At 46.8% G+C, this 20,895-nt stretch carries 18 protein-coding genes and 1 pseudogene; 16 read left to right on the top strand and 3 right to left on the bottom strand.

Going from position 1 to position 20,895, the window contains the following annotated elements; all coding sequences use genetic code 11:
- The first annotated feature begins 14 nt into the window (after positions 1-14).
- Genes bslm_RS16800 through bslm_RS16765 form a run of 8 tightly spaced genes read left to right on the top strand, consistent with a single transcriptional unit; the run spans position 15 to position 8,045 of the window.
- Positions 15-1,049, top strand: coding sequence for a glycosyltransferase family 2 protein (locus bslm_RS16800; protein ID WP_032726900.1), 1,035 nt, complete (start codon positions 15-17; stop codon positions 1,047-1,049).
- A 4-nt stretch (positions 1,050-1,053) separates the two neighbouring features.
- Positions 1,054-2,130, top strand: coding sequence for a polysaccharide pyruvyl transferase family protein (locus bslm_RS16795; RefSeq protein ID WP_046160874.1), 1,077 nt, complete (start codon positions 1,054-1,056; stop codon positions 2,128-2,130).
- On the top strand, positions 2,127-3,161 hold the full coding sequence (locus bslm_RS16790) for a glycosyltransferase (RefSeq protein WP_046381349.1): 1,035 nt from the start codon (positions 2,127-2,129) through the stop codon (positions 3,159-3,161). The genes bslm_RS16795 and bslm_RS16790 overlap by 4 nt, the downstream gene beginning before the upstream one ends.
- Complete coding sequence (locus bslm_RS16785; RefSeq protein WP_029725955.1) at positions 3,158-4,675, top strand: MATE family efflux transporter; 1,518 nt, start codon at positions 3,158-3,160, stop codon at positions 4,673-4,675. The genes bslm_RS16790 and bslm_RS16785 overlap by 4 nt, the downstream gene beginning before the upstream one ends.
- Complete coding sequence (locus tag bslm_RS16780) at positions 4,672-5,280, top strand: sugar transferase (protein WP_014480945.1); 609 nt, start codon at positions 4,672-4,674, stop codon at positions 5,278-5,280. The genes bslm_RS16785 and bslm_RS16780 overlap by 4 nt, the downstream gene beginning before the upstream one ends.
- The gene (locus tag bslm_RS16775) at positions 5,277-5,927 is read left to right on the top strand and encodes an acetyltransferase (protein ID WP_029725954.1); all 651 of its coding nucleotides are present in this window, start codon (positions 5,277-5,279) and stop codon (positions 5,925-5,927) included. Before bslm_RS16780 ends, bslm_RS16775 begins: the two co-directional genes overlap by 4 nt.
- Before the next feature lie 4 nt (positions 5,928-5,931).
- Positions 5,932-7,098, top strand: coding sequence for a DegT/DnrJ/EryC1/StrS family aminotransferase (locus bslm_RS16770; RefSeq protein WP_029725953.1), 1,167 nt, complete (start codon positions 5,932-5,934; stop codon positions 7,096-7,098).
- Positions 7,077-8,045: a polysaccharide pyruvyl transferase family protein gene (locus bslm_RS16765; RefSeq protein ID WP_038429669.1), complete on the top strand. Its 969-nt coding sequence runs from the start codon at positions 7,077-7,079 to the stop codon at positions 8,043-8,045. Before bslm_RS16770 ends, bslm_RS16765 begins: the two co-directional genes overlap by 22 nt.
- 9 nt (positions 8,046-8,054) lie before the next feature.
- On the opposite strand, the gene yvfG is transcribed toward bslm_RS16765, so the two are convergent.
- On the bottom strand, positions 8,055-8,273 hold the full coding sequence (gene yvfG / locus bslm_RS16760) for a protein YvfG (RefSeq protein WP_003219905.1): 219 nt from the start codon (positions 8,271-8,273) through the stop codon (positions 8,055-8,057).
- A gap of 78 nt (positions 8,274-8,351) precedes the next feature.
- Here yvfG and rpoN point away from each other — a divergent pair, with 78 nt between their 5' ends.
- Positions 8,352-9,662, top strand: coding sequence for an RNA polymerase factor sigma-54 (rpoN, locus tag bslm_RS16755; protein ID WP_038429667.1), 1,311 nt, complete (start codon positions 8,352-8,354; stop codon positions 9,660-9,662).
- Between the two features lie 26 nt (positions 9,663-9,688).
- Here the strand turns inward: rpoN and lutP are convergent, their stop codons facing one another.
- Positions 9,689-11,380 (bottom strand): L-lactate permease LutP, encoded by a 1,692-nt coding sequence (gene lutP, locus bslm_RS16750; RefSeq protein WP_046381348.1) that lies wholly within the window; start codon positions 11,378-11,380, stop codon positions 9,689-9,691.
- 227 nt (positions 11,381-11,607) lie between these two features.
- Between lutP and lutR the strand changes: the two genes are divergently transcribed.
- From lutR to ganB, 7 genes are all read left to right on the top strand, one after another.
- Positions 11,608-12,330, top strand: coding sequence for an L-lactate utilization/bacilysin biosynthesis transcriptional regulator LutR (gene lutR / locus bslm_RS16745; RefSeq protein WP_003228277.1), 723 nt, complete (start codon positions 11,608-11,610; stop codon positions 12,328-12,330).
- A gap of 181 nt (positions 12,331-12,511) precedes the next feature.
- Entirely contained in the window at positions 12,512-13,504 is a 993-nt protein-coding gene (ganR, locus tag bslm_RS16740) for a galactan degradation operon transcriptional regulator GanR (RefSeq protein ID WP_003244199.1), read from the top strand.
- 140 nt (positions 13,505-13,644) lie between these two features.
- On the top strand, positions 13,645-14,910 hold the full coding sequence (ganS, locus tag bslm_RS16735; RefSeq protein ID WP_038427925.1) for an arabinogalactan oligomer ABC transporter substrate-binding protein GanS: 1,266 nt from the start codon (positions 13,645-13,647) through the stop codon (positions 14,908-14,910).
- Between the two features lie 39 nt (positions 14,911-14,949).
- Complete coding sequence (gene ganP, locus bslm_RS16730; RefSeq protein ID WP_015714738.1) at positions 14,950-16,206, top strand: galactooligosaccharide ABC transporter permease GanP; 1,257 nt, start codon at positions 14,950-14,952, stop codon at positions 16,204-16,206.
- Positions 16,207-16,209: 3 nt separating this feature from the next.
- Positions 16,210-17,061, top strand: coding sequence for a galactooligosaccharide ABC transporter permease GanQ (ganQ, locus tag bslm_RS16725; protein WP_015714737.1), 852 nt, complete (start codon positions 16,210-16,212; stop codon positions 17,059-17,061).
- 18 nt (positions 17,062-17,079) lie between these two features.
- The gene (ganA, locus tag bslm_RS16720; protein ID WP_082098083.1) at positions 17,080-19,143 is read left to right on the top strand and encodes a beta-galactosidase GanA; all 2,064 of its coding nucleotides are present in this window, start codon (positions 17,080-17,082) and stop codon (positions 19,141-19,143) included.
- Positions 19,144-19,222: 79 nt separating this feature from the next.
- Positions 19,223-20,512 (top strand): arabinogalactan endo-beta-1,4-galactanase, encoded by a 1,290-nt coding sequence (gene ganB / locus bslm_RS16715; protein WP_038429659.1) that lies wholly within the window; start codon positions 19,223-19,225, stop codon positions 20,510-20,512.
- Between the two features lie 53 nt (positions 20,513-20,565).
- On the opposite strand, the pseudogene bslm_RS21720 reads toward ganB, so the two are convergent.
- Positions 20,566-20,673, bottom strand: a pseudogene (locus bslm_RS21720) (hypothetical protein); the annotation flags it as partial.
- Between the last annotated feature and the right edge of the window lie 222 nt (positions 20,674-20,895).

The raw sequence follows: 20,895 nt of genomic DNA, 5'->3' as shown, positions 1-20,895 counted from the left end.
AGGAGCCGGTCATTATGGAAACACCTGCGGTTAGTCTGTTAGTCGCTGTTTATAACACAGAAACATATATCAGAACGTGTCTCGAATCACTGCGGAACCAGACAGTGGACAATATTGAAATCATCATTGTCAATGACGGTTCAGCTGACGCCAGCCCGGATATCGCAGAAGAATACGCCAAAATGGACAACAGGTTCAAGGTGATTCATCAGGAAAACCAGGGACTCGGTGCGGTTCGGAATAAAGGCATTGAAGCGGCACGCGGCGAATTTATCGCGTTTATCGATTCAGACGATTGGATTGAGCCTGATTATTGCGAGCAGATGCTCCGGGCAGCAGGCGATGAAACTGATCTGGTCATTTGCAATTACGCCGCAGAGTTTGAGGACACTGGCAAAACCATGGACTCAGACATTGCCCAAACCTATCAGGATCAGCCGAAGGAGCACTATATCAAGGCGTTATTCGAAGGGAAGGTCAGAGGGTTTTCATGGAACAAACTGTACAGAAGAAGCATGATTGAAGCCCATCGGCTGTCGTTTCCGCTCCGAGGCGAGCTGGAGCATGTCGAGGATCAGTTTTTCAGCTTCAGGGCTCACTTTTTCGCCCGCTCAGTATCCTACGTAAAAACGCCGCTCTATCATTATCGAATTCACCTTTCCTCCATTGTGCAGCGCTATCAGAAAAAATTGTTTGAATCAGGACTTGCGCTGTATGAGGCGAATGCGGCGTTTTTACAGGAGAACAACAAACTGGAGGAGTATCGCAAGGAGCTTGATACCTTTATCGTTCTTCACAGCAGCATCTGCATGCTGAATGAATGGAAAACGAGCGGCAGCCGCCGGCTGTTTGAAAAGCTTAGAAATGTTGGCGTGATATGCGCGGACCCGGTGTTTCAAGAAAGTCTTTCAAAAACGGGTACCGCTCCTTTTGACGCAAAACGGTCATGCCTGCTTCTGATGGCGAAATACAGAATGATTCCGTTCGTCGCTATGGCATCGGCTGTGTATCAGCGGGTGATCGAGTACAAAATGAGAAACAGAGGGTGAGGACATGTCGTTACAATCGTTGAAAATCAATTTTGCAGAATGGCTGCTGCTAAAGGTCAAATACCCGTCCCAATATTGGCTGGGAGCGGCAGATCAACCGGTAAAGGCCGCAGCACATCAGAAAAAAATCATACTGACCCTGCTGCCGTCCCATGACAATTTGGGAGATCACGCAATTGCTTATGCCAGCAAGGCATTTCTTGAGCAAGAATACCCGGACTTTGACATCGTCGAGGTTGATATGAAGGACATTTACAAATCAGCAAAAAGCCTGATCCGCTCGCGCCATCCGGAGGATATGGTCTTTATCATCGGCGGCGGAAACATGGGGGATTTATACCGTTATGAGGAGTGGACGCGCCGCTTCATCATTAAAACATTCCGTGACTATCGGGTTGTCCAGCTTCCGGCAACGGCTCATTTTTCTGACACGAAAAAGGGGCGCAAAGAGCTGAAACGGGCACAGAAAATTTATAATTCGCACCCCGGCCTGTTGCTGATGGCACGGGATGAAACAACGTATCAATTTATGAAACAGCATTTTCAAGAAAAAATAATTTTGAAACAGCCGGACATGGTGCTGTATTTAGACAGAAGCAAGACCCCCGCAGAACGCGAAGGGGTTTATATGTGTTTGCGCGAGGATCAGGAAAGCGTGCTTCAGGAGGACCAGAGGAACCGGGTCAAGGCTGCGCTATTTGAGGAATTCGGCGAGATCAAATCCTTTACGACAACGATCGGCCGCCGGGTCAGCCGCGATACACGCGAACATGAACTTGAAGCACTGTGGTCTAAGCTGCAAAGCGCAGAAGCCGTCGTCACTGACAGGCTTCATGGCATGATTTTTTGCGCGCTGACAGGAACGCCGTGTGTTGTCATTCGCTCCTTTGACCATAAGGTAATGGAGGGCTATCAATGGCTTAAAGACATCCCGTTCATGAAGCTGATAGAACATCCGGAGCCAGAGCGCGTAACAGCCGCAGTCAATGAGCTTTTAACAAAAGAAACACCCCGTGCAGGCTTTCCGAGAGATGTGTATTTTAAAGGTCTGCGTGACAAAATCAGCGGTGAAGCGCAATGATCCCGCTCGTCAGCATTATTGTCCCGATGTATAATGTTGAACCATTTATAGAAGAGTGCATTGATTCTTTGCTTCGTCAAACGCTTTCTGATATTGAAATCATCCTCGTGAATGACGGAACACCGGATCGTTCAGGCGAAATTGCAGAGGACTATGCAAAACGGGATGCGAGAATCCGGGTCATTCATCAGGCAAATGGCGGGCTTAGTTCAGCGCGAAATACGGGAATACAGGCCGCGCGGGGCACTTACATCGGCTTTGTAGACGGAGACGATTATGTATCATCCGCCATGTTCCAGAGGCTGGCTGAAGAAGCGGAGCAAAATCGGCTCGACATCGTCGGCTGCGGTTTTTACAAACAGTCATCGGACAGGCGGACATATGTGCCGCCGCAGCTTGAGGCAAACCGCGTGCTGACAAAACGAGAAATGACTGAACGGCTTAAACATGCTCACGAAACGAGATTTATCTGGTATGTATGGCGTTATCTTTACCGTCGTGAGCTTTTTGAAAGGGCGAATCTGTTGTTTGATGAAAACATCCGTTTTGCTGAAGACTCTCCCTTCAATTTGTCCGCTTTTTGCGAAGCGGAGCGGGTGAAAATGCTGGATGAAGGATTGTACATTTATCGTGAAAATCCGAACAGCCTGACAGAAATCCCTTATAAGCCGGCGATGGATGAACATCTTCAAAAACAATATCAAGCTAAAATCGCATTCTACAATCACTATGGCTTAGCAGGCGCATGCCAAGAAGATTTGAATGTGTACATTTGCAGGCACCAGCTTCCGATGCTTTTGGCAAATGCCTGTGCTTCTCCGAATTCGCCGAAAGACATCAAAAAGAAGATCAGACAGATTTTATCCTATGACATGGTGCGGCAGGCTGTCAGACATACACCGTTTCAGCATGAGAAATTATTAAGAGGAGAGCGCTTGGTATTAGCACTGTGTAAATGGCGGCTCACTTTTCTCATCAAGCTGTTTTTCGAGCATCGGGGGATAATGAAAGGCAGTGCGAAGCAAGCATGAAATTCACAATAAACTTCAGCGCTAATCTCACGGCTTTTCTCTTGTCCGTTTTCCTATCGGTTTGGATGACGCCTTTTATTGTCAAAACGCTCGGTGTGGAAGCGTTTGGCTTTGTTCACTTGACACAAAATGTGATTAATTACTTTTCGATTATTACCGTGGCGCTCAGCTCGGTTGTCGTTCGATTCTTTTCTGTTGCTGCCCACAGGGGAGAGCGGGAGAAAGCAAATGCGTATATCAGCAATTATTTAGCGGCCTCTGTTTTGATTTCATTGCTGCTCTTGCTGCCGCTTGCGGGTTCGGCTTTTTTTATTGACCGCGTCATGAATGTGCCGCAAGCGCTTTTGGCTGATGTGCGTTTGTCGATTTTAATCGGCAGTTTGCTGTTTATTTTAACGTTTCTGATGGCGGGCTTCGGCGCTGCACCATTTTATGCCAACCGCCTTTATATCACCAGTTCCATTCAGGCGGTGCAAATGCTTATACGGGTGCTGTCTGTGCTGCTCCTGTTTGCATGCTTTGCGCCGAAAATCTGGCAGATCCAGCTTGCAGCTTTAGCTGGTGCTGTTATTGCGTCTGTGCTGTCTTTCTATTTCTTCAAAAAGCTGATTCCGTGGTTTTCGTTTCGTATGAAGGATCTTTCATTCCGTACAAGCAAGGAGCTGTTTCAAGCGGGCGCATGGAGCTCCGTCAATCAAATCGGCGTCCTGCTTTTTTTGCAGATTGATCTGTTAACCGCCAATTTGATGCTGGGGGCGTCTGCATCCGGGAAATACGCGGCGATTATCCAGTTTCCGCTGCTTTTGCGCAGCTTGGCCGGAACGGTCGCATCCCTGTTTGCGCCCATCATGACTTCATATTATTCAAAAGGCGATATGGAAGGATTGATGAATTACGCCAATAAGGCAGTAAGGCTCAATGGTCTTTTGCTTGCACTTCCTGCTGCCTTATTGGGCGGATTGGCGGGACCTTTTCTGACAATCTGGCTCGGACCGTCCTTTTCAACGATAGCACCGCTTTTATTTATTCATGCCGGATACTTGGTTGTCAGCCTCGCCTTTATGCCGCTGTTTTATATATGGACCGCTTTTAATCAACAAAAAACACCGGCGATTGTTACCCTGCTGTTAGGTGCGGTGAATGTGGTGCTGGCGGTCACGCTGAGCGGGCCGGCTCATCTCGGTCTGTACGGCATAACATTGGCAGGGGCCATTTCTCTTATTTTAAAAAATGCCATCTTTACGCCGCTTTACGTATCCCGCATTACAGGCTACAAAAAGCACGTGTTCTTTAAAGGCATAATCGGGCCTCTTTCAGCCGCTGTATTTGCCTGGACGGTCTGTAAGGCAATTCAGTTCATTGTGAAGATTGACAGCTGGCCGTCATTGATAGCGACGGGAGTGACAGTCAGCTTTTTCTACGCTGTTTTCGCTTTTATGCTCGTTTGTACAAAAGAGGAAAGACAGCTGGTATTAAAACGGTTTCGAAAAACGAAAGGAGCTGTGAATCTTTGATCCTGAAACGACTTTTTGATCTGACGGCCGCCATTTTTTTGTTGTGCTGTACGAGTGTGATCATTCTGTTCACCATCGCCGTTGTCAGGCTGAAAATAGGATCACCTGTCTTCTTTAAGCAAGTAAGGCCAGGCCTGCACGGCAAACCGTTCACCCTATATAAGTTCCGGACAATGACGGATGAACGGGACAGTGAGGGAAATCTGCTGCCAGATGAAGTCCGGCTGACGAAAACGGGCAGGCTGATCAGAAAGCTGAGCATTGATGAGCTTCCGCAGCTCCTGAATGTCCTGAAGGGCGATCTTAGCCTTGTCGGGCCACGGCCGCTTTTGATGGACTATCTGCCTCTTTATACAGAAAAACAGGCACGGCGCCATGAGGTGAAGCCGGGTATCACAGGCTGGGCGCAAATCAATGGCAGAAACGCGATTTCCTGGGAAAAGAAATTTGAATTAGATGTATGGTACGTTGACAACCGGTCATTTTTTCTCGATTTGAAAATTTTATGTTTGACGGTGCGAAAGGTCCTTGTTTCAGAAGGGATTCAGCAAACCAATCATGTGACCGCAGAACGGTTTACCGGAAGCGGAGATGTGTCCTCATGAAAAACGTGGCCATTGTGGGTGACGGCGGACACGGAAAGGTGATCAGAGAGCTGATAAACGCCCGCTCAGATACGCGCTTAGCCGCGGTGCTGGATGATAAATTCAAAACGTTCGAAGGCGGAAAAGAATGGTACACAGGACCGCCGGAAGCCGTTACTGAACTGCGCAGGCTCATTCCTGATGTGCTGTTTCTGATTGCTGTTGGGAAGAACAGTGTCAGAAAACAGCTGGCGGAGCGACTGGGACTGAGGAAAGATGATTTTATTACATTGATTCACCCGTCAGCCATCGTCAGCAAGTCGGCTGTCATCGGGGAAGGGACAGTGATTATGGCGGGCGCGATCATTCAGGCGGATGCGCGCATCGGCGCTCATTGCATCATCAATACGGGTGCAGTGGCAGAGCACGACAATCAAATCAGCGATTACGTTCATCTGTCCCCGCGTGTCACGCTGTCAGGAGCGGTTTCCGTTCAGGAAGGCGCTCACGTCGGAACTGGTGCATCCGTCATACCGCAGATCACAATCGGGGCTTGGAGCATTGTCGGCGCCGGCTCCGCGGTGATCCATCCCATACCGGACAGGGTAACGGCGGCCGGTGCTCCGGCACGCATCATTTCTTCCATTCAAACATCAAACAAAGGATGATTCTATGCATAAAAAAATCTACTTATCTCCCCCTCATATGAGCGGCAGGGAGCAGCACTATATTTCAGAAGCCTTTCGCTCAAACTGGATCGCGCCGCTTGGGCCGCTCGTGAATTCATTTGAAGAACAGCTGGCAGAACGAGTCGGTGTAAAAGCAGCAGCTGCGGTCGGCTCAGGAACGGCGGCGATTCATCTCGCCCTGCGTTTGCTTGAGGTAAAAGAAGGTGACAGCGTGTTTTGCCAGTCCTTCACATTTGTAGCAACCGCCAATCCGATTTTATATGAAAAAGCGGTGCCCGTTTTTATTGATTCTGAGCCTGATACGTGGAATATGTCGCCGACAGCCCTTGAAAGAGCATTGGAGGAAGCGAAAAGAAATGGAACACTGCCAAAAGCGGTTATTGCCGTCAATCTATATGGGCAGAGCGCGAAAATGGATGAAATCGTAAGCCTGTGCGATGCATACGGAGTTCCTGTCATTGAGGACGCAGCCGAATCTCTCGGAACAGTCTATAAAGGGAAGCAAAGCGGAACATTCGGGCGCTTCGGCATTTTTTCATTTAACGGGAACAAAATCATTACCACATCAGGGGGAGGGATGCTCGTTTCAAATGATGAAGCCGCAATTGAAAAAGCAAGATTTCTCGCTTCGCAGGCACGAGAGCCGGCTGTTCATTATCAGCACAGTCAAATTGGACATAATTACAGGCTGAGCAATATCTTAGCCGGCGTCGGCATTGCCCAGCTTGAGGTGCTGGATGAGCGAGTGGAGAAAAGAAGGACCATTTTCACGAGATACAAAAATGCGCTCGGTCACTTAGACGGCGTCCGCTTTATGCCAGAGTACGCAGCAGGCGTATCCAATCGCTGGCTCACCACGCTCACACTTGATAACGGGCTCAGCCCATATGACATAGTTCAACGTCTTGCTGAAGAAAACATTGAAGCCCGTCCGCTGTGGAAGCCGCTCCATACCCAGCCGCTGTTCAATCCGGCTTTATTTTATTCTCATGAAGATACAGGAAGCGTATGCGAAGATTTGTTCAAGCGAGGAATCTGTCTCCCATCGGGGTCCAATATGACAGAAGATGAGCAAGGCCGGGTCATTGAAGTGCTACTGCACTTATTCCAAACTGCCGAGGTGAAGAAATGGACAGCAAGCATTCGATGATCAGCCTGAAACAGAAACTGTCCGGGCTGCTCGACGTCATTCCGAAACAATCAGAGATTATATATGCTGACTATCCTCTATATGGGAATGTAGGGGATTTATTTATTATGAAAGGAACAGAAGCCTTCTTTAAAGAACACGGGATTCGGGTCAGAAAACGCTGGAATCCTGACAATTTCCCAATCGGGCGAAAGCTTGATCCGAATCTCATCATCGTCTGCCAGGGAGGCGGAAACTTCGGGGATCTGTATCCGTACTATCAAGGCTTTAGAGAGAAAATCGTTCAAACCTATCCGAACCACAAAATTGTGATCCTGCCGCAATCGATTTATTTTCAAAACAAAGACAACCTCAAACGGACGGCAGAGATATTTTCTAAGCATGCGAACCTTCACATCATGACAAGGGAAAAAGCCTCCTATGCTACGGCACAGGCCTATTTTACAACAAATCACATTCAGCTTCTGCCTGATATGGCTCATCAGCTGTTTCCCGTCATTCCCACGCAGCAGCCGTCCAATCAAAAGCTGAGATTTATCCGAACAGATCATGAAGCAAACCAGGCGCTTCAGGAACACGCAGAAGCGGAAAGCTACGACTGGCGCACGGTGCTGTCAGCTTCAGACCGCCGGACGATTGCTTTTCTCCAAACGCTGAACGTCTTGAATAAAAAAGCAGGCAACCCTTTGCCCATTGCGTATATATGGGAAAAATACTCGGATTATATCGTCCAAAAAGCGATTCGGTTTTTCAGCCGTTACGAATCGGTGGAAACATCAAGGCTGCACGGCCACATCCTGTCTTCTCTTCTTCAAAAAGAAAACACGGTCATTGATAATTCCTACGGGAAAAACGCCAATTACTTTCATACCTGGATGGAAGGCGTGCCAAGCACCCGTCTCATCCAGCACACCTCAAAGAAGGAAAACCTTCCTGCTCACATGTGAGCGGAAGGTTTATTTTGATTCTCCACGTTTGACTTTGTTGTATGCTTCATCTAAATGCTGAATCCGTTTCAGGACAACTGCGTTTTTCGTCAGCTGGTCCTGCACTAGTGTTGAGACGACGGAACGGTAGTAGCTGTTCATCGCGTGGATTTTATCCTCAGACTGATTCATTTCAATATGCTGTTTTAAATTCTCAATAAAATAAGGGACGGAAAAAAGTTCAGACATTTCTTTGGCAGCTCCTTTTTCATAAATGTATACGGTGTGATCTCAATCATGTACAATGAAGAAAGGGGAGTGAGCAAGATGGATATGAAACTTCAGCAAGTACAAGTATTAAAGCCTCAACTGACACAGGAGCTCAGGCAGGCCATCACGCTGCTTGGCTATCATTCGGCAGAACTCGCCGAGTACATTGATGAGCTCTCACTGGAAAACCCTCTTATTGAACGAAAGGAAACAGACACACCGCCACTATCTTACCATAAAACAAACAAAAACAGGATGAATGCACAGGAAGCGGGCCTTCAATTAAGTAATCCGCAAAAAACATTGCAGGATGCGTTAAAACAGCAGTCACTCGATATGAATCTGACCAACACTGAAAAAAAGATTTTTAATTATCTGATTCATTCGCTTGATTCAAACGGGTACTTGGAAGAAGATGTGGAGGAGGCAGCACGGCGCCTATCTGTATCGGCTAAGGAAGCGGAGGCTGTTTTGGCAAAACTCCAGTCATTAGAACCGGCTGGAATCGGTGCGAGATCTTTGCAGGAATGCATCCTTCTTCAATTACAGCGGCTGCCGAACAGAAATGAACAAGCGGAAATGCTGATTTCAGCTCATTTTGATGCTTTTGCGCAAAAAAAATGGAAAGCGCTTTCAGTAGAGACGGGAATTCCGCTCCATACCATTCAAGATATCTCAGATGATATCGCGGCTCTTCATCCTAGACCTGGCCTTCTGTTTGCCCGGCCAGAGCAAGATGTGTATATTGAGCCTGACATTTTTATCACCGTAAAAAACGGGCACATTGCAGCGGAACTGAATACCCGCTCGTTTCCCGAGATCGATCTGCATCCGCAGTACAGAACGCTTTTATCATCCGGCTCCTGTCAGGATACTGTCTCCTATTTATCTGCGAAATATCAGGAGTGGCGCTGGCTGAGCCGCGCGCTGCGGCAGCGAAAACAGACAATCACGAGAATTATCAATGAACTGATCACACGCCAAAAGGATTTCTTTCTGAAAGGGCGAAGCGCAATGAAGCCGCTGACTCTCAGAGAGGTGGCGGACTGTCTAAGCCTTCATGAATCAACTGTGAGCCGGGCCATTAAAGGGAAAACAATACAAACGCCTTACGGGCTGTTTGAGATGAAACTCTTTTTCTCAGCAAAAGCCGAGGCTTCAGGAGAGGGAGATGCGTCGAATTATGCAGTCAAAATGCATCTTGAAGACCTGATCAATCAAGAGGACAAAACAAAACCGCTTTCAGATCAAAAGCTTGTCGATTTGCTGTATGAACAACACGGCATCCAAATCTCGAGACGCACCGTGGCAAAATATCGCGATCAAATGAATATTCCTTCATCGGCAGCGAGAAAGCGATATAAATAAAATCCTCCCTAGACGGGAGGATTTTTTTAAGGAATCATCCAGCTGAATACGTGATGCTGCAAAAAGGTGATGATACAAACGAGCAGCAGCAAAAACAGACTGTGTTTAATGGTAAAGCGGAAAAGATCTGATTCCTTTCCGGCGAGTCCTACCGCGGCGCACGCCACCGCTATCGACTGCGGCGAAATCATTTTTCCTGTGACACCGCCTGAAGAGTTGGCGGCGACAGACAGAACAGGGTCCATACCGACCGATAACGCGGTGACTTTCTGCAGGTTGCCGAACAGCAGGTTGGCGGAAGTATCCGAGCCGGTAATGAAGACGCCGAGCCAGCCGAGGACGGGCGAAAAGAAGGTAAACATCGAACCTGTCAGCGCGAGTGTCATCCCGAGTGTCGTGCTCATTCCCGAGGAGTTGGTGACATAGGCAAAACCAACGACAGAAGCAATGGTCAAAATCGGAAGCTTCAATTCTTGGACTGTTTCTTTAAAAACGGTTCCCCAGTCTTTCCATGAAATCGCCGTGATGAACTTTGACAGCACTGCGGCAATCAATATCGCGGTGCCGGCTGAACCAAGCACCTCCAGCTTGTAAACCGCTTCAATCGGCGTACCGTCAGCATTGACAATCTGATTGTTCAAAAAAGGCACACCGGGGGCAAAAGTCAGTTTTTCTCCAACTGCATTGAGCCACTTCAAGAACACCGCAGAGCCTTCATAATGCCCGGTCAGTGCAGATTTGACAGATGGAATGCCCCATACGGAAATCATCGCCGTCAGCAGCAGAAATGGCGACCAAGCCTTAAAAATCTGTCCGCTGCTGTACGCAGGCGCCGCCGGATTTGTGCGCGCCGTTTCAATTGAGGCGGCCGACTCTTGTTCACCGGCAAACCGGAATGTTGTTTTCGGCTTCCACCATTTCAAAAACACAGCAAGTGCAGCCATTGAAACAAGAGCTGACAAAACATCGGGCAGCTCAGGTCCTAAAAAATTGGAACTGAGATATTGAACAACGGCAAAGGAAACACCGGATACGAGAATCGCCGGCCAGACCTCCAAGGCTCTCCTGAAACCGCTCATGATGATGATTAAATAAAGAGGAATAAATACGGATAAAAACGGCAGCTGCCGCCCGACCATTTGCGAAATCTCCATCGCCGGAATCCCTGTCGGCCCTTCTACGGCTGTAATTGGAATCCCAATCGCCCCAAAGGCAACCGGCGCCGTATTGGCGATCAAACAGATCCCCGCAGCATAAAGAGGATTAAAGCCGAGACCGACCAGCAGCGCGGCAGAAATGGCGACCGGCGCTCCGAAGCCTGCTGCCCCTTCTAAAAAAGCCCCGAATGAAAAAGCGATCAAGAGAGCTTGAAGCCGTCGGTCATCAGTAATTGAGAGAACAGAGCTGCGAATGATATCAAACTGTCCCGTTTTCACAGTGATTTTATACAAAAAAACAGACGTCACAATGATCCAGCCGATCGGCAACAATCCGTATACGGCTCCTTGTGTCGCGGACATCAGCGCTTTTTCCGCCGGCATCCGATAAACCAATACAGCAATGATAAGGGCGATCCCCAATGTGGCCAAGCCTGCTGTATACCCCTTCATCCGTTTAATCGCGAGTGCCCAAAAAAAGAAAATAATCGGTACAAGTGCGGCAAGCGCTGATAATAGCAAATTTCCCCCTATAGGCGTATATGCCTGTGTCCATTGCATCCCAAACCCCTCCTTGAAACATAAACTGGCGCTATATGTAAGCGGTTTCTATAGATGATATGATCATCTGATGACTGGGTAATAAGACCAGTTACCTAGCATTATATTTTGAAAAAAATCAAAGTACAAGACTTTTTGACAAAATAGTCAAAATCTTTTGGCGCCCCACAAAACAGAGTATAATAGATCGTAAACAGCCAGACCTACAAGTTACGGGGTGAATTGCATTGAAATACAAACAGATTAAAACAAAAAAAATATATGAAGAAGTAGCGGATGCCCTATTAGATATGATCAAAAACGGCGAATTGAAGCCGGGGGATAAACTGGACTCTGTTCAGGCGCTTGCTGAGAGCTTTCAAGTCAGCCGTTCAGCGGTTCGCGAAGCACTTTCTGCGCTAAAAGCGATGGGACTTGTCGAAATGAAACAGGGAGAAGGCACGTACCTGAAGGAATTTGAGCTCAATCAAATTTCTCAGCCGCTCTCAGCCGCCCTTCTGATGAAAAAAGAGGACGTCAAGCAGCTGCTTGAGGTCAGAAAACTGCTTGAAATCGGCGTGGCTTCACTAGCGGCTGAAAAAAGGACAGAAGCAGATCTCGAAAGAATTCAGGATGCACTAAAGGAAATGGGCAGCATTGAAGCGGACGGGGAGCTGGGAGAGAAAGCAGACTTTGCATTTCATCTTGCGCTTGCGGACGCTTCTCAAAATGAACTTCTTAAACACTTGATGAATCACGTGTCATCATTGCTGCTGGAAACAATGAGGGAAACGAGGAAAATCTGGCTGTTTTCCAAGAAGACCTCCGTTCAGCGGCTGTATGAGGAGCACGAACGGATTTACAATGCTGTGGCTGCCGGGAACGGTGCACAGGCGGAAGCCGCCATGCTGGCGCATTTGACGAATGTGGAAGATGTGCTTTCGGGATATTTCGAGGAAAATGTGCAATAACCAACTCATTTCCCGGGCAATTCCGCCGGTTCCGAATGGCACGAACAACTGAGACTGAGCCGCAAATGGTTCAGTCTTTTTACATGAGGCAGCCAGAGGGCTTTGTGCACTTGACATTTGCGAAAAAGAAAGTAAAATATTTTACTAAAACAATGCGAGCTGAATAATGGAGGCAGATGCAATGGCGACAATTAAAGATATCGCGCAGGAAGCGGGATTTTCAATCTCGACCGTTTCCCGCGTTTTAAATAACGATGAAAGCCTTTCTGTTCCTGATGAAACACGGGAGAAAATCTATGAAGCGGCGGAAAAGCTCAATTACCGCAAAAAAACAGTAAGGCCGCTGGTGAAACATATTGCGTTTTTATATTGGCTGACAGATAAAGAAGAATTAGAAGATGTCTATTTTAAAACGATGAGATTAGAAGTAGAGAAACTGGCGAAAGCATTCAATGTCGATATGACCACTTATAAAATAGCGGATGGAATCGAGAGCATTCCTGAACATACGGAAGGGTTTATTGCCGTCGGCACATTTTCAGATGAAGAGCTGGCTTTCCTCAGAAATCTCACTGAAAACGGCGTGTTCATCGATTCAACTCCTGATCCCGATCATTTTGACTCGGTAAGGCCCGATTTGGCACAAATGACAAGGAAGACGGTAAACATCCTGACTGAGAAGGGGCATAAGAGCATCGGTTTTATCGGCGGCACTTACAAAAATCCGAATACCAATCAGGATGAAATGGACATCCGTGAACAAACCTTCAGATCCTATATGAGGGAAAAAGCCATGCTGGACGAGCGCTATATTTTCTGTCATCGCGGATTCTCTGTAGAAAACGGCTACCGCCTGATGTCAGCAGCGATCGACACATTAGGCGATCAGCTTCCGACTGCTTTTATGATTGCAGCGGACCCGATTGCAGTGGGCTGTCTGCAAGCCCTGAACGAAAAAGGAATTGCCATACCAAACAGGGTAAGCATTGTAAGTATCAACAACATCAGCTTCGCGAAGTATGTCTCGCCTCCTCTGACGACGTTTCATATTGATATACATGAATTATGTAAAAATGCTGTTCAATTACTGCTTGAACAAGTGCAGGACAAGAGAAGAACGGTAAAAACATTATATGTGGGCGCGGAATTAATCGTCAGGAAGAGTATGAATTAAGAATGACTTAGGACACTAAGTCATTTTTTATTTAAGTAAAAAAATTTACTCTATAAGGTAAATAGTTTGTTTACACATTTTCTCAGGCGTGCTATATTATCTTTAAAGCGCTTTCATTCCTACCGAAAGGGTGACAATCAATGAAAATGGCAAAAAAGTGTTCCGTATTCATGCTCTGCGCAGCTGTCAGTTTATCCTTGGCGGCTTGCGGCCCAAAGGAAAGCAGCAGCGCCAAATCGAGTTCAAAAGGGTCAGAGCTTGTTGTATGGGAGGATAAAGAAAAGAGCAACGGCATTAAAGACGCTGTGGCTGCATTTGAAAAAGAGCATGATGTGAAGGTCAAAGTCGTTGAAAAACCGTATGCCAAGCAGATTGAAGATTTGCGAATGGATGGACCGGCCGGCACAGGCCCTGACGTGTTAACAATGCCAGGGGACCAAATCGGAACCGCTGTCACGGAAGGATTACTCAAGGAATTACATGTCAAAAAAGACGTTCAATCACTTTATACTGACGCTTCCATTCAGTCTCAAATGGTAGATCAAAAGCTTTATGGACTGCCAAAAGCGGTCGAAACGACTGTGCTTTTTTACAACAAAGATCTCATCACAGAAAAGGAATTGCCCAAAACGCTGGAAGAGTGGTACGACTATTCCAAAAAGACTGCTGACGGCAGCAAATTTGGCTTTTTAGCCCTATTCGATCAAATTTATTATGCAGAAAGTGTGATGAGCGGATATGGCGGATACATTTTTGGAAAGGCCAAAGATGGGAGCTATAATCCGTCAGACATTGGAATCAATAATGAAGGAGCTGTCAAAGGTGCGGCGCTGATTCAGAAGTTTTACAAAGATGGCCTGTTCCCAGCTGGCATTATTGGAGAACAAGGGATTAACGTATTGGAATCGCTGTTCACAGAAGGAAAAGCCGCCGCAATTATTTCTGGTCCATGGAATGTAGAAGCTTTTTCGAAAGCAGGAATCAATTATGGCATTACGAAACTGCCGAAGCTGGAAAATGGGAAAAACATGAGCTCCTTTATCGGCGTCAAAAGCTACAACGTTAGTGCATTTACAAAGAATGAAGAACTGGCGCAAGAATTAGCCGTTTTCCTGGCAAATGAAAAAAATTCTAAAACACGATATGAAGAAACGAAAGAAGTTCCTGCTGTGAAATCCCTAGCCAATGACCCGGCTATTATGAAAAGCGAGGCGGCACGGGCTGTTACTGAACAATCCCGTTTCTCAGAGCCAACACCAAATATTCCGGAAATGAATGAAATATGGACGCCGGCTGATTCAGCATTACAGACGGTTGCAACAGGGAAGGCGGATCCGAAACAAGCATTGGATCAAGCTGCTGAAACCGCCAAAGGACAAATTAAGGCAAAGCACAGCGGAAAATAAAGAGGAAGCTAGATTTGTATTGTAAGAGAGGTGAAAACGGTGCAGCATCGTCAAGTCGCTTTGTTGCTTTCTATCATCCCGGGGCTCGGGCAATTTTATAACAAGCAATGGATAAAAGGTATTGTCTTTCTTTTCTTAGGCGCATCGTTTTTTGCGGTCTTTGGAGATCTGCTCAATATGGGGTTTTGGGGAATCTTTACACTGGGAACAGAAGTGCCGCGGGATAATTCCGTTTTTCTGCTGGCGGAAGGAATTATCGCTGTCATCGTGACCTGCTTTGGCCTTGCGGTGTATTATGTGAATCTTCGCGATGCGTTCCAAAGCGGAAAACAGCGTGATGAAAATAAGCCATTAAGTTCCTTAAAGGAACAATACCAACATATCATTTCTGAGGGCTATCCTTATGTCGTCAGCGGCCCCTCTTTGTTTATTTTAATTTTCGCCGTGATCTTTCCTATCTTATTCAGCTTTGCATTAGCGTTTACAAACTATGATTTGTATCATTCTCCTCCTGCAAAATTAATTGATTGGGTCGGTTTTCAAACGTTCGCAAATATTTTCACAGTTGATATTTGGAGGTCGACTTTTTTTGATGTACTGGCTTGGACGGTGGTTTGGACACTTGCTGCATCCACACTGCAAGTCAGCTTGGGGATTTTTCTCGCGATCATTGTTAACCAGAAAGACCTTCGGTTTAAACGTTTTTTTCGGACGATTCTGATTTTGCCATGGGCCGTTCCCGGTTTTGTGACGATTTTAATTTTTGCGGGACTGTTTAATGATAGCTTCGGTGCGATGAATCACGACATCTTGGCTTTCTTCGGGATAGATCCGCTTCCGTGGATGACAGATGCCAATTGGTCGAGGCTTGCGTTGATTCTCATGCAGGGCTGGCTCGGATTTCCGTACATCTTTCTCGTCTCAACAGGCGTATTGCAATCCATCCCGGACGATCTGTATGAAGCAGCTACGATTGATGGCGCTTCTGTCTTTTCAAAGCTGAGATACATCACGCTTCCGATGGTGTTCATTGCAATGGCTCCGATTATCATTACCCAGTTTACGTTTAACTTTAATAACTTTAATATTATCTATCTATTCAATGGCGGAGGTCCGGCTGTAACCGGATCAACAGCCGGCGGGACAGATATCCTCGTTTCATGGATTTATAAATTGACAATGCAGTCCAGCCAATATTCTCTTGCTGCGGCTTTAACCATTTTATTATCTGTATTTGTTATCTCCATCGCATTGTGGCAATTCAGACAGACAAAGTCTTTTAAAGAGGGGGCATAAGGTATGCTGGCAGATATGAAAGTCAGAAAATATATCCGTCTCCTTTTCTCTTACTTGTTGCTAGCCTTTATGGCGGTCATCATTGTGTATCCTCTCCTTTGGACGGCAGGCGCAAGCTTTAACCCTGGCAACAGCTTAATCAGTACATCCATCATTCCGAAGCATCCGACATTCGACCATTACAAGGAATTATTTGCGGGCAAAGAAAGCCTTCAATATGTGCAGTGGTATGTCAACTCAATGAAGATCAGCCTGTTTACAATGGCAGGGTCTTTGCTCTGTGTGACATTTACAGCCTATGCGTTTTCGCGCTTTCGCTTCAAAGGCAGGAAATACGCTTTAACGCTCTTTTTATTGCTGCAGATGATTCCTCAGTTTTCAGCTTTAATTGCCTTGTTTGTGCTGGCGCAAATCTTGGGAATGATCAATAGCCATTGGCTGCTAATCTTGCTTTATATCGGCGGCCTGATCCCGATGAATACGTATTTGATGAAAGGGTACATGGATTCCATTCCGATGGATTTAGACGAAAGCGCCAAGATTGACGGAGCCAGCAGCACCAGAATTTTCTTCCAGATCATTCTGCCATTATCAAAACCGATGGCGGCAGTCGTGGCCATGAACGGCTTTACCGGTCCGCTCGGAGATTTTGTGCTGTCCTCAACCATATTGAGAACGCCTGAATCATATACATTGCCCGTCGGTCTATTCAATTTAGTGAATGATGTCATGGGGGCCAGCTATACGACATTTGCGGCCGGAGCCCTGCTTATCAGCATACCGGTGGCCATCATCTTTATCATGCTGCAAAAGAATTTTGTGTCCGGACTAACCGCAGGCGGAACGAAGGGCTAAGAGAAAAAGGAGGAGAATGTGATGTCAAAGCTTGAAAAAACGCACGTAACAAAAGCGAAATTTATGCTCCATGGGGGAGACTACAACCCCGATCAGTGGCTGGATCGGCCCGATATTTTAGCTGACGATATCAAACTGATGAAGCTTTCTCATACGAATACGTTTTCTGTCGGTATTTTTGCATGGAGCGCACTTGAGCCGGAGGAGGGCGTATATCAATTTGAATGGCTGGATGATATTTTTGAGCGGATTCACAGTATAGGCGGCCGGGTCATATTAGCAACGCCGAGCGGAGCCCGTCCGGCCTGGCTGTCGCAAACCTATCCGGAAGTTTTGCGCGTCAATGCCTCCCGCGTCAAACAGCTGCACGGCGGAAGGCACAACCACTGCCTCACATCTAAAGTCTACCGAGAAAAAACACGGCACATCAACCGCTTATTAGCAGAACGATACGGGCATCACCCGGCGCTGTTAATGTGGCACATTTCAAACGAATACGGGGGAGATTGCCACTGTGATTTATGCCAGCATGCTTTCCGGGAGTGGCTGAAATCGAAATATGACAACAGCCTCAAGGCATTGAACCATGCGTGGTGGACTCCTTTTTGGAGCCATACGTTCAATGACTGGTCACAAATTGAAAGCCCTTCGCCGATCGGTGAAAATGGCTTGCATGGCCTGAATTTAGATTGGCGCCGCTTCGTCACCGATCAAACGATTTCGTTTTATAAAAATGAAATCATTCCGCTGAAAGAACTGACGCCTGATATCCCTATCACAACGAATTTTATGGCTGACACAGCGGATTTGATCCCGTACCAGGGCCTCGACTACAGCAAATTTGCAAAGCATGTCGATGTCATCAGCTGGGACGCTTATCCTGTCTGGCACAATGACTGGGAAAGCACAGCTGATTTGGCGATGAAGGTCGGTTTTATCAACGATCTGTACCGAAGCTTGAAGCAGCAGTCTTTCTTATTAATGGAGTGTACGCCAAGCGCGGTCAATTGGCATAACGTCAACAAGGCAAAGCGCCCGGGCATGAATCTGCTGTCGTCCATGCAAATGATTGCCCACGGTTCGGACAGCGTTCTCTATTTCCAATACCGCAAATCACGGGGGTCATCAGAAAAATTACACGGAGCGGTTGTGGATCATGACAATAGCCCGAAGAACCGCGTCTTTCAAGAAGTGGCCAAGGTAGGCGAGACATTGGAACGGCTGTCCGAAGTTGTCGGAACGAAGAGGCCGGCTCAAACCGCAATTTTATATGACTGGGAAAATCATTGGGCGCTCGAGGATGCTCAGGGGTTTGCGAAGGCGACAAAACGTTATCCGCAAACGCTTCAGCAGCATTACCGCACATTCTGGGAACACGATATCCCTGTCGACGTCATTACGAAAGAACAAGACTTTTCACCATATAAACTGCTGATCGTCCCGATGCTGTATTTAATCAGCGAGGACACCATTTCCCGTTTGAAAGCGTTTACAGCTGACGGCGGCATCTTAGTCATGACGTATATCAGCGGGATTGTGAATGAGCATGACTTAACATACACAGGCGGATGGCATCCGGACCTTCAAGCTATATTTGGAGTTGAGCCTCTTGAAACGGACACCCTGTATCCGAAGGATCGAAACGCTGTCAGCTACCGCAGCCAAATATATGAAATGAAGGATTATGCAACCGTGATTGATGTAAAGACAGCTTCAGTGGAAGCGGTGTATCAAGAAGATTTTTATGCGCGCACGCCAGCGGTCACAAGCCATGAGTACCAGCAGGGCAAGGCGTATTTTATCGGCGCGCGTATGGAGGATCAATTTCAGCGTGATTTCTATGAGGGTCTGATCACAGACCTGTCTCTTTCTCCAGTTTTTCCGGTTCGGCACGGAAAAGGCGTCTCCGTACAAGCGAGGCAGGATCAGGACAATGATTATATTTTTGTCATGAATTTCACGGAAGAAAAACAGCTGGTCACGTTTGACCAGAGTGTGAAGGACATGATGACAGGAGACATATTGTCAGGCGACCTGACGATGGAAAAGTATGAAGTGAGAATTATCGTAAACACACATTAGGCTGATGCTCCGCTCGATATGGGCGGATTCTTTTTTCTATAGAATGAAACCGCTTACTAAGTCTTTGGGGGATGAAATCATGAAAAGCAAAGTGAAAATGTTCTTTGCGGCTGCCATCGTGTGGATTGCATGTAGTTCAACAGGATATGCCGCTGCCATTGAGAAGGAGAAGCACGTGTCAGAGCTTCGGGCAGAGGATCTTTTTGTTAAAAAAGTAGAGGGGATGAACAAGGATTTTATCAAAGGGGCAGATGTATCCAGCGTTATTGCTTTGGAAAACAGCGGTGTCATCTTTTATAATACAAGCGGAAAACGCCAGGACATCTTTACAACCTTAAAACAGGCTGGCGTCAACTATGTTCGCGTCCGCATCTGGAATCACCCGTATGATTCAAATGGCAATGGGTATGGCGGGGGAAACAATGATGTTCAAAAAGCCATCGAAATCGGAAAAAGAGCGACAGCGAACGGAATGAAGGTGCTGGCCGACTTTCACTACTCTGATTTCTGGGCCGATCCAGCGAAACAAAAGGTGCCCAAAGCCTGGGTGAATCTCAGCTTTGAAGCAAAAAAAGCAAAGCTCTATGAGTATACGAAACAAAGCCTGCAAAAGATGATCAAGGAAGGCGTTGACATCGGCATGGTCCAGGTCGGAAATGAAACAACAGGAGGATTTGCCGGTGAGACTGATTGGACGAAGATGTGCCAATTATTTAATGAAGGAAGCCGAGCGGTCAGGGAGACAAATTCAAATATTTTGGTCGCCCTGCATTTTACCAATCCTGAAACGGCTGGAAGGTATTCATTTATTGCGGAAACACTCAGCAAAAACAAAGTGGATTATGATGTGTTTGCGAGCTCCTATTATCCTTTCTGGCATGGCACATTACAAAATTTGACCTCCGTGCTGAAGGCTGTTGCCAATACGTACGGTAAAAAAGTCATGGTGGCGGAGACATCGTACACCTATACCGCTGAGGATGGAGATGGGCATGGAAATACAGCACCAAAAAGCGGGCAGACGCTGCCATATCCAATTTCTGTTCAAGGCCAGGCAACTGCAGTAAGAGATGTAATGGAGGCAGTGGCGAATACGGGCAAAGCAGGACTTGGTGTTTTCTACTGGGAGCCGGCGTGGATTCCAGTCGGACCGAAGACACAGATAGAGAAAAACAAAGTGTTATGGGAAACATACGGGTCAGGGTGGGCGTCCAGCTATGCTGCTGAATACGACCCTGAAGACGCCGGGAAGTGGTATGGGGGAAGTGCTGTAGATAATCAAGCTTTATTTGATTTTCATGGACACCCGCTGCCTTCCTTGCAGGTGTTTCAATATGCGGAGTCAGGACATATTCCAAAGAAACGCTGAAACAAAAAAATCCATGAGATGTAACAAATCATTGTTATGTCTCATGGATCATTTTATTTTACATCAACTAATATAAAACATTCGTCATCACTCTTATGATGAGCTTCCTTTTGATGCTGCAGTGATGTAAGGATTTTCTCCTTCAGGTCAGCGATCGGCGAAGCAGCCGGAAAGTAATATAAAGTTCAATAGATCTATCATAACACTCGGATGGTTTGAAGAGTGTATCTTTCTATGAATGTCACAGCAGTTTAAAAGAAAGAGGACATGGGAGATAGAAAAGATGGATGAATTGGAAGATGCAGGAGGAGGATTGCCTAGACACCGGGGTGAGAAAAAAATGACATTTGTCACTCCATCATCATGACACCCCATACTAACAT

This window comes from Bacillus sp. LM 4-2, assembly GCF_000978495.1.
Classification (GTDB): Bacteria; Bacillota; Bacilli; order Bacillales; family Bacillaceae; genus Bacillus; species Bacillus subtilis.
Note: the sequence above shows the minus strand (reverse complement) of the source record. Positions and strands in the feature narration are given on the sequence as shown.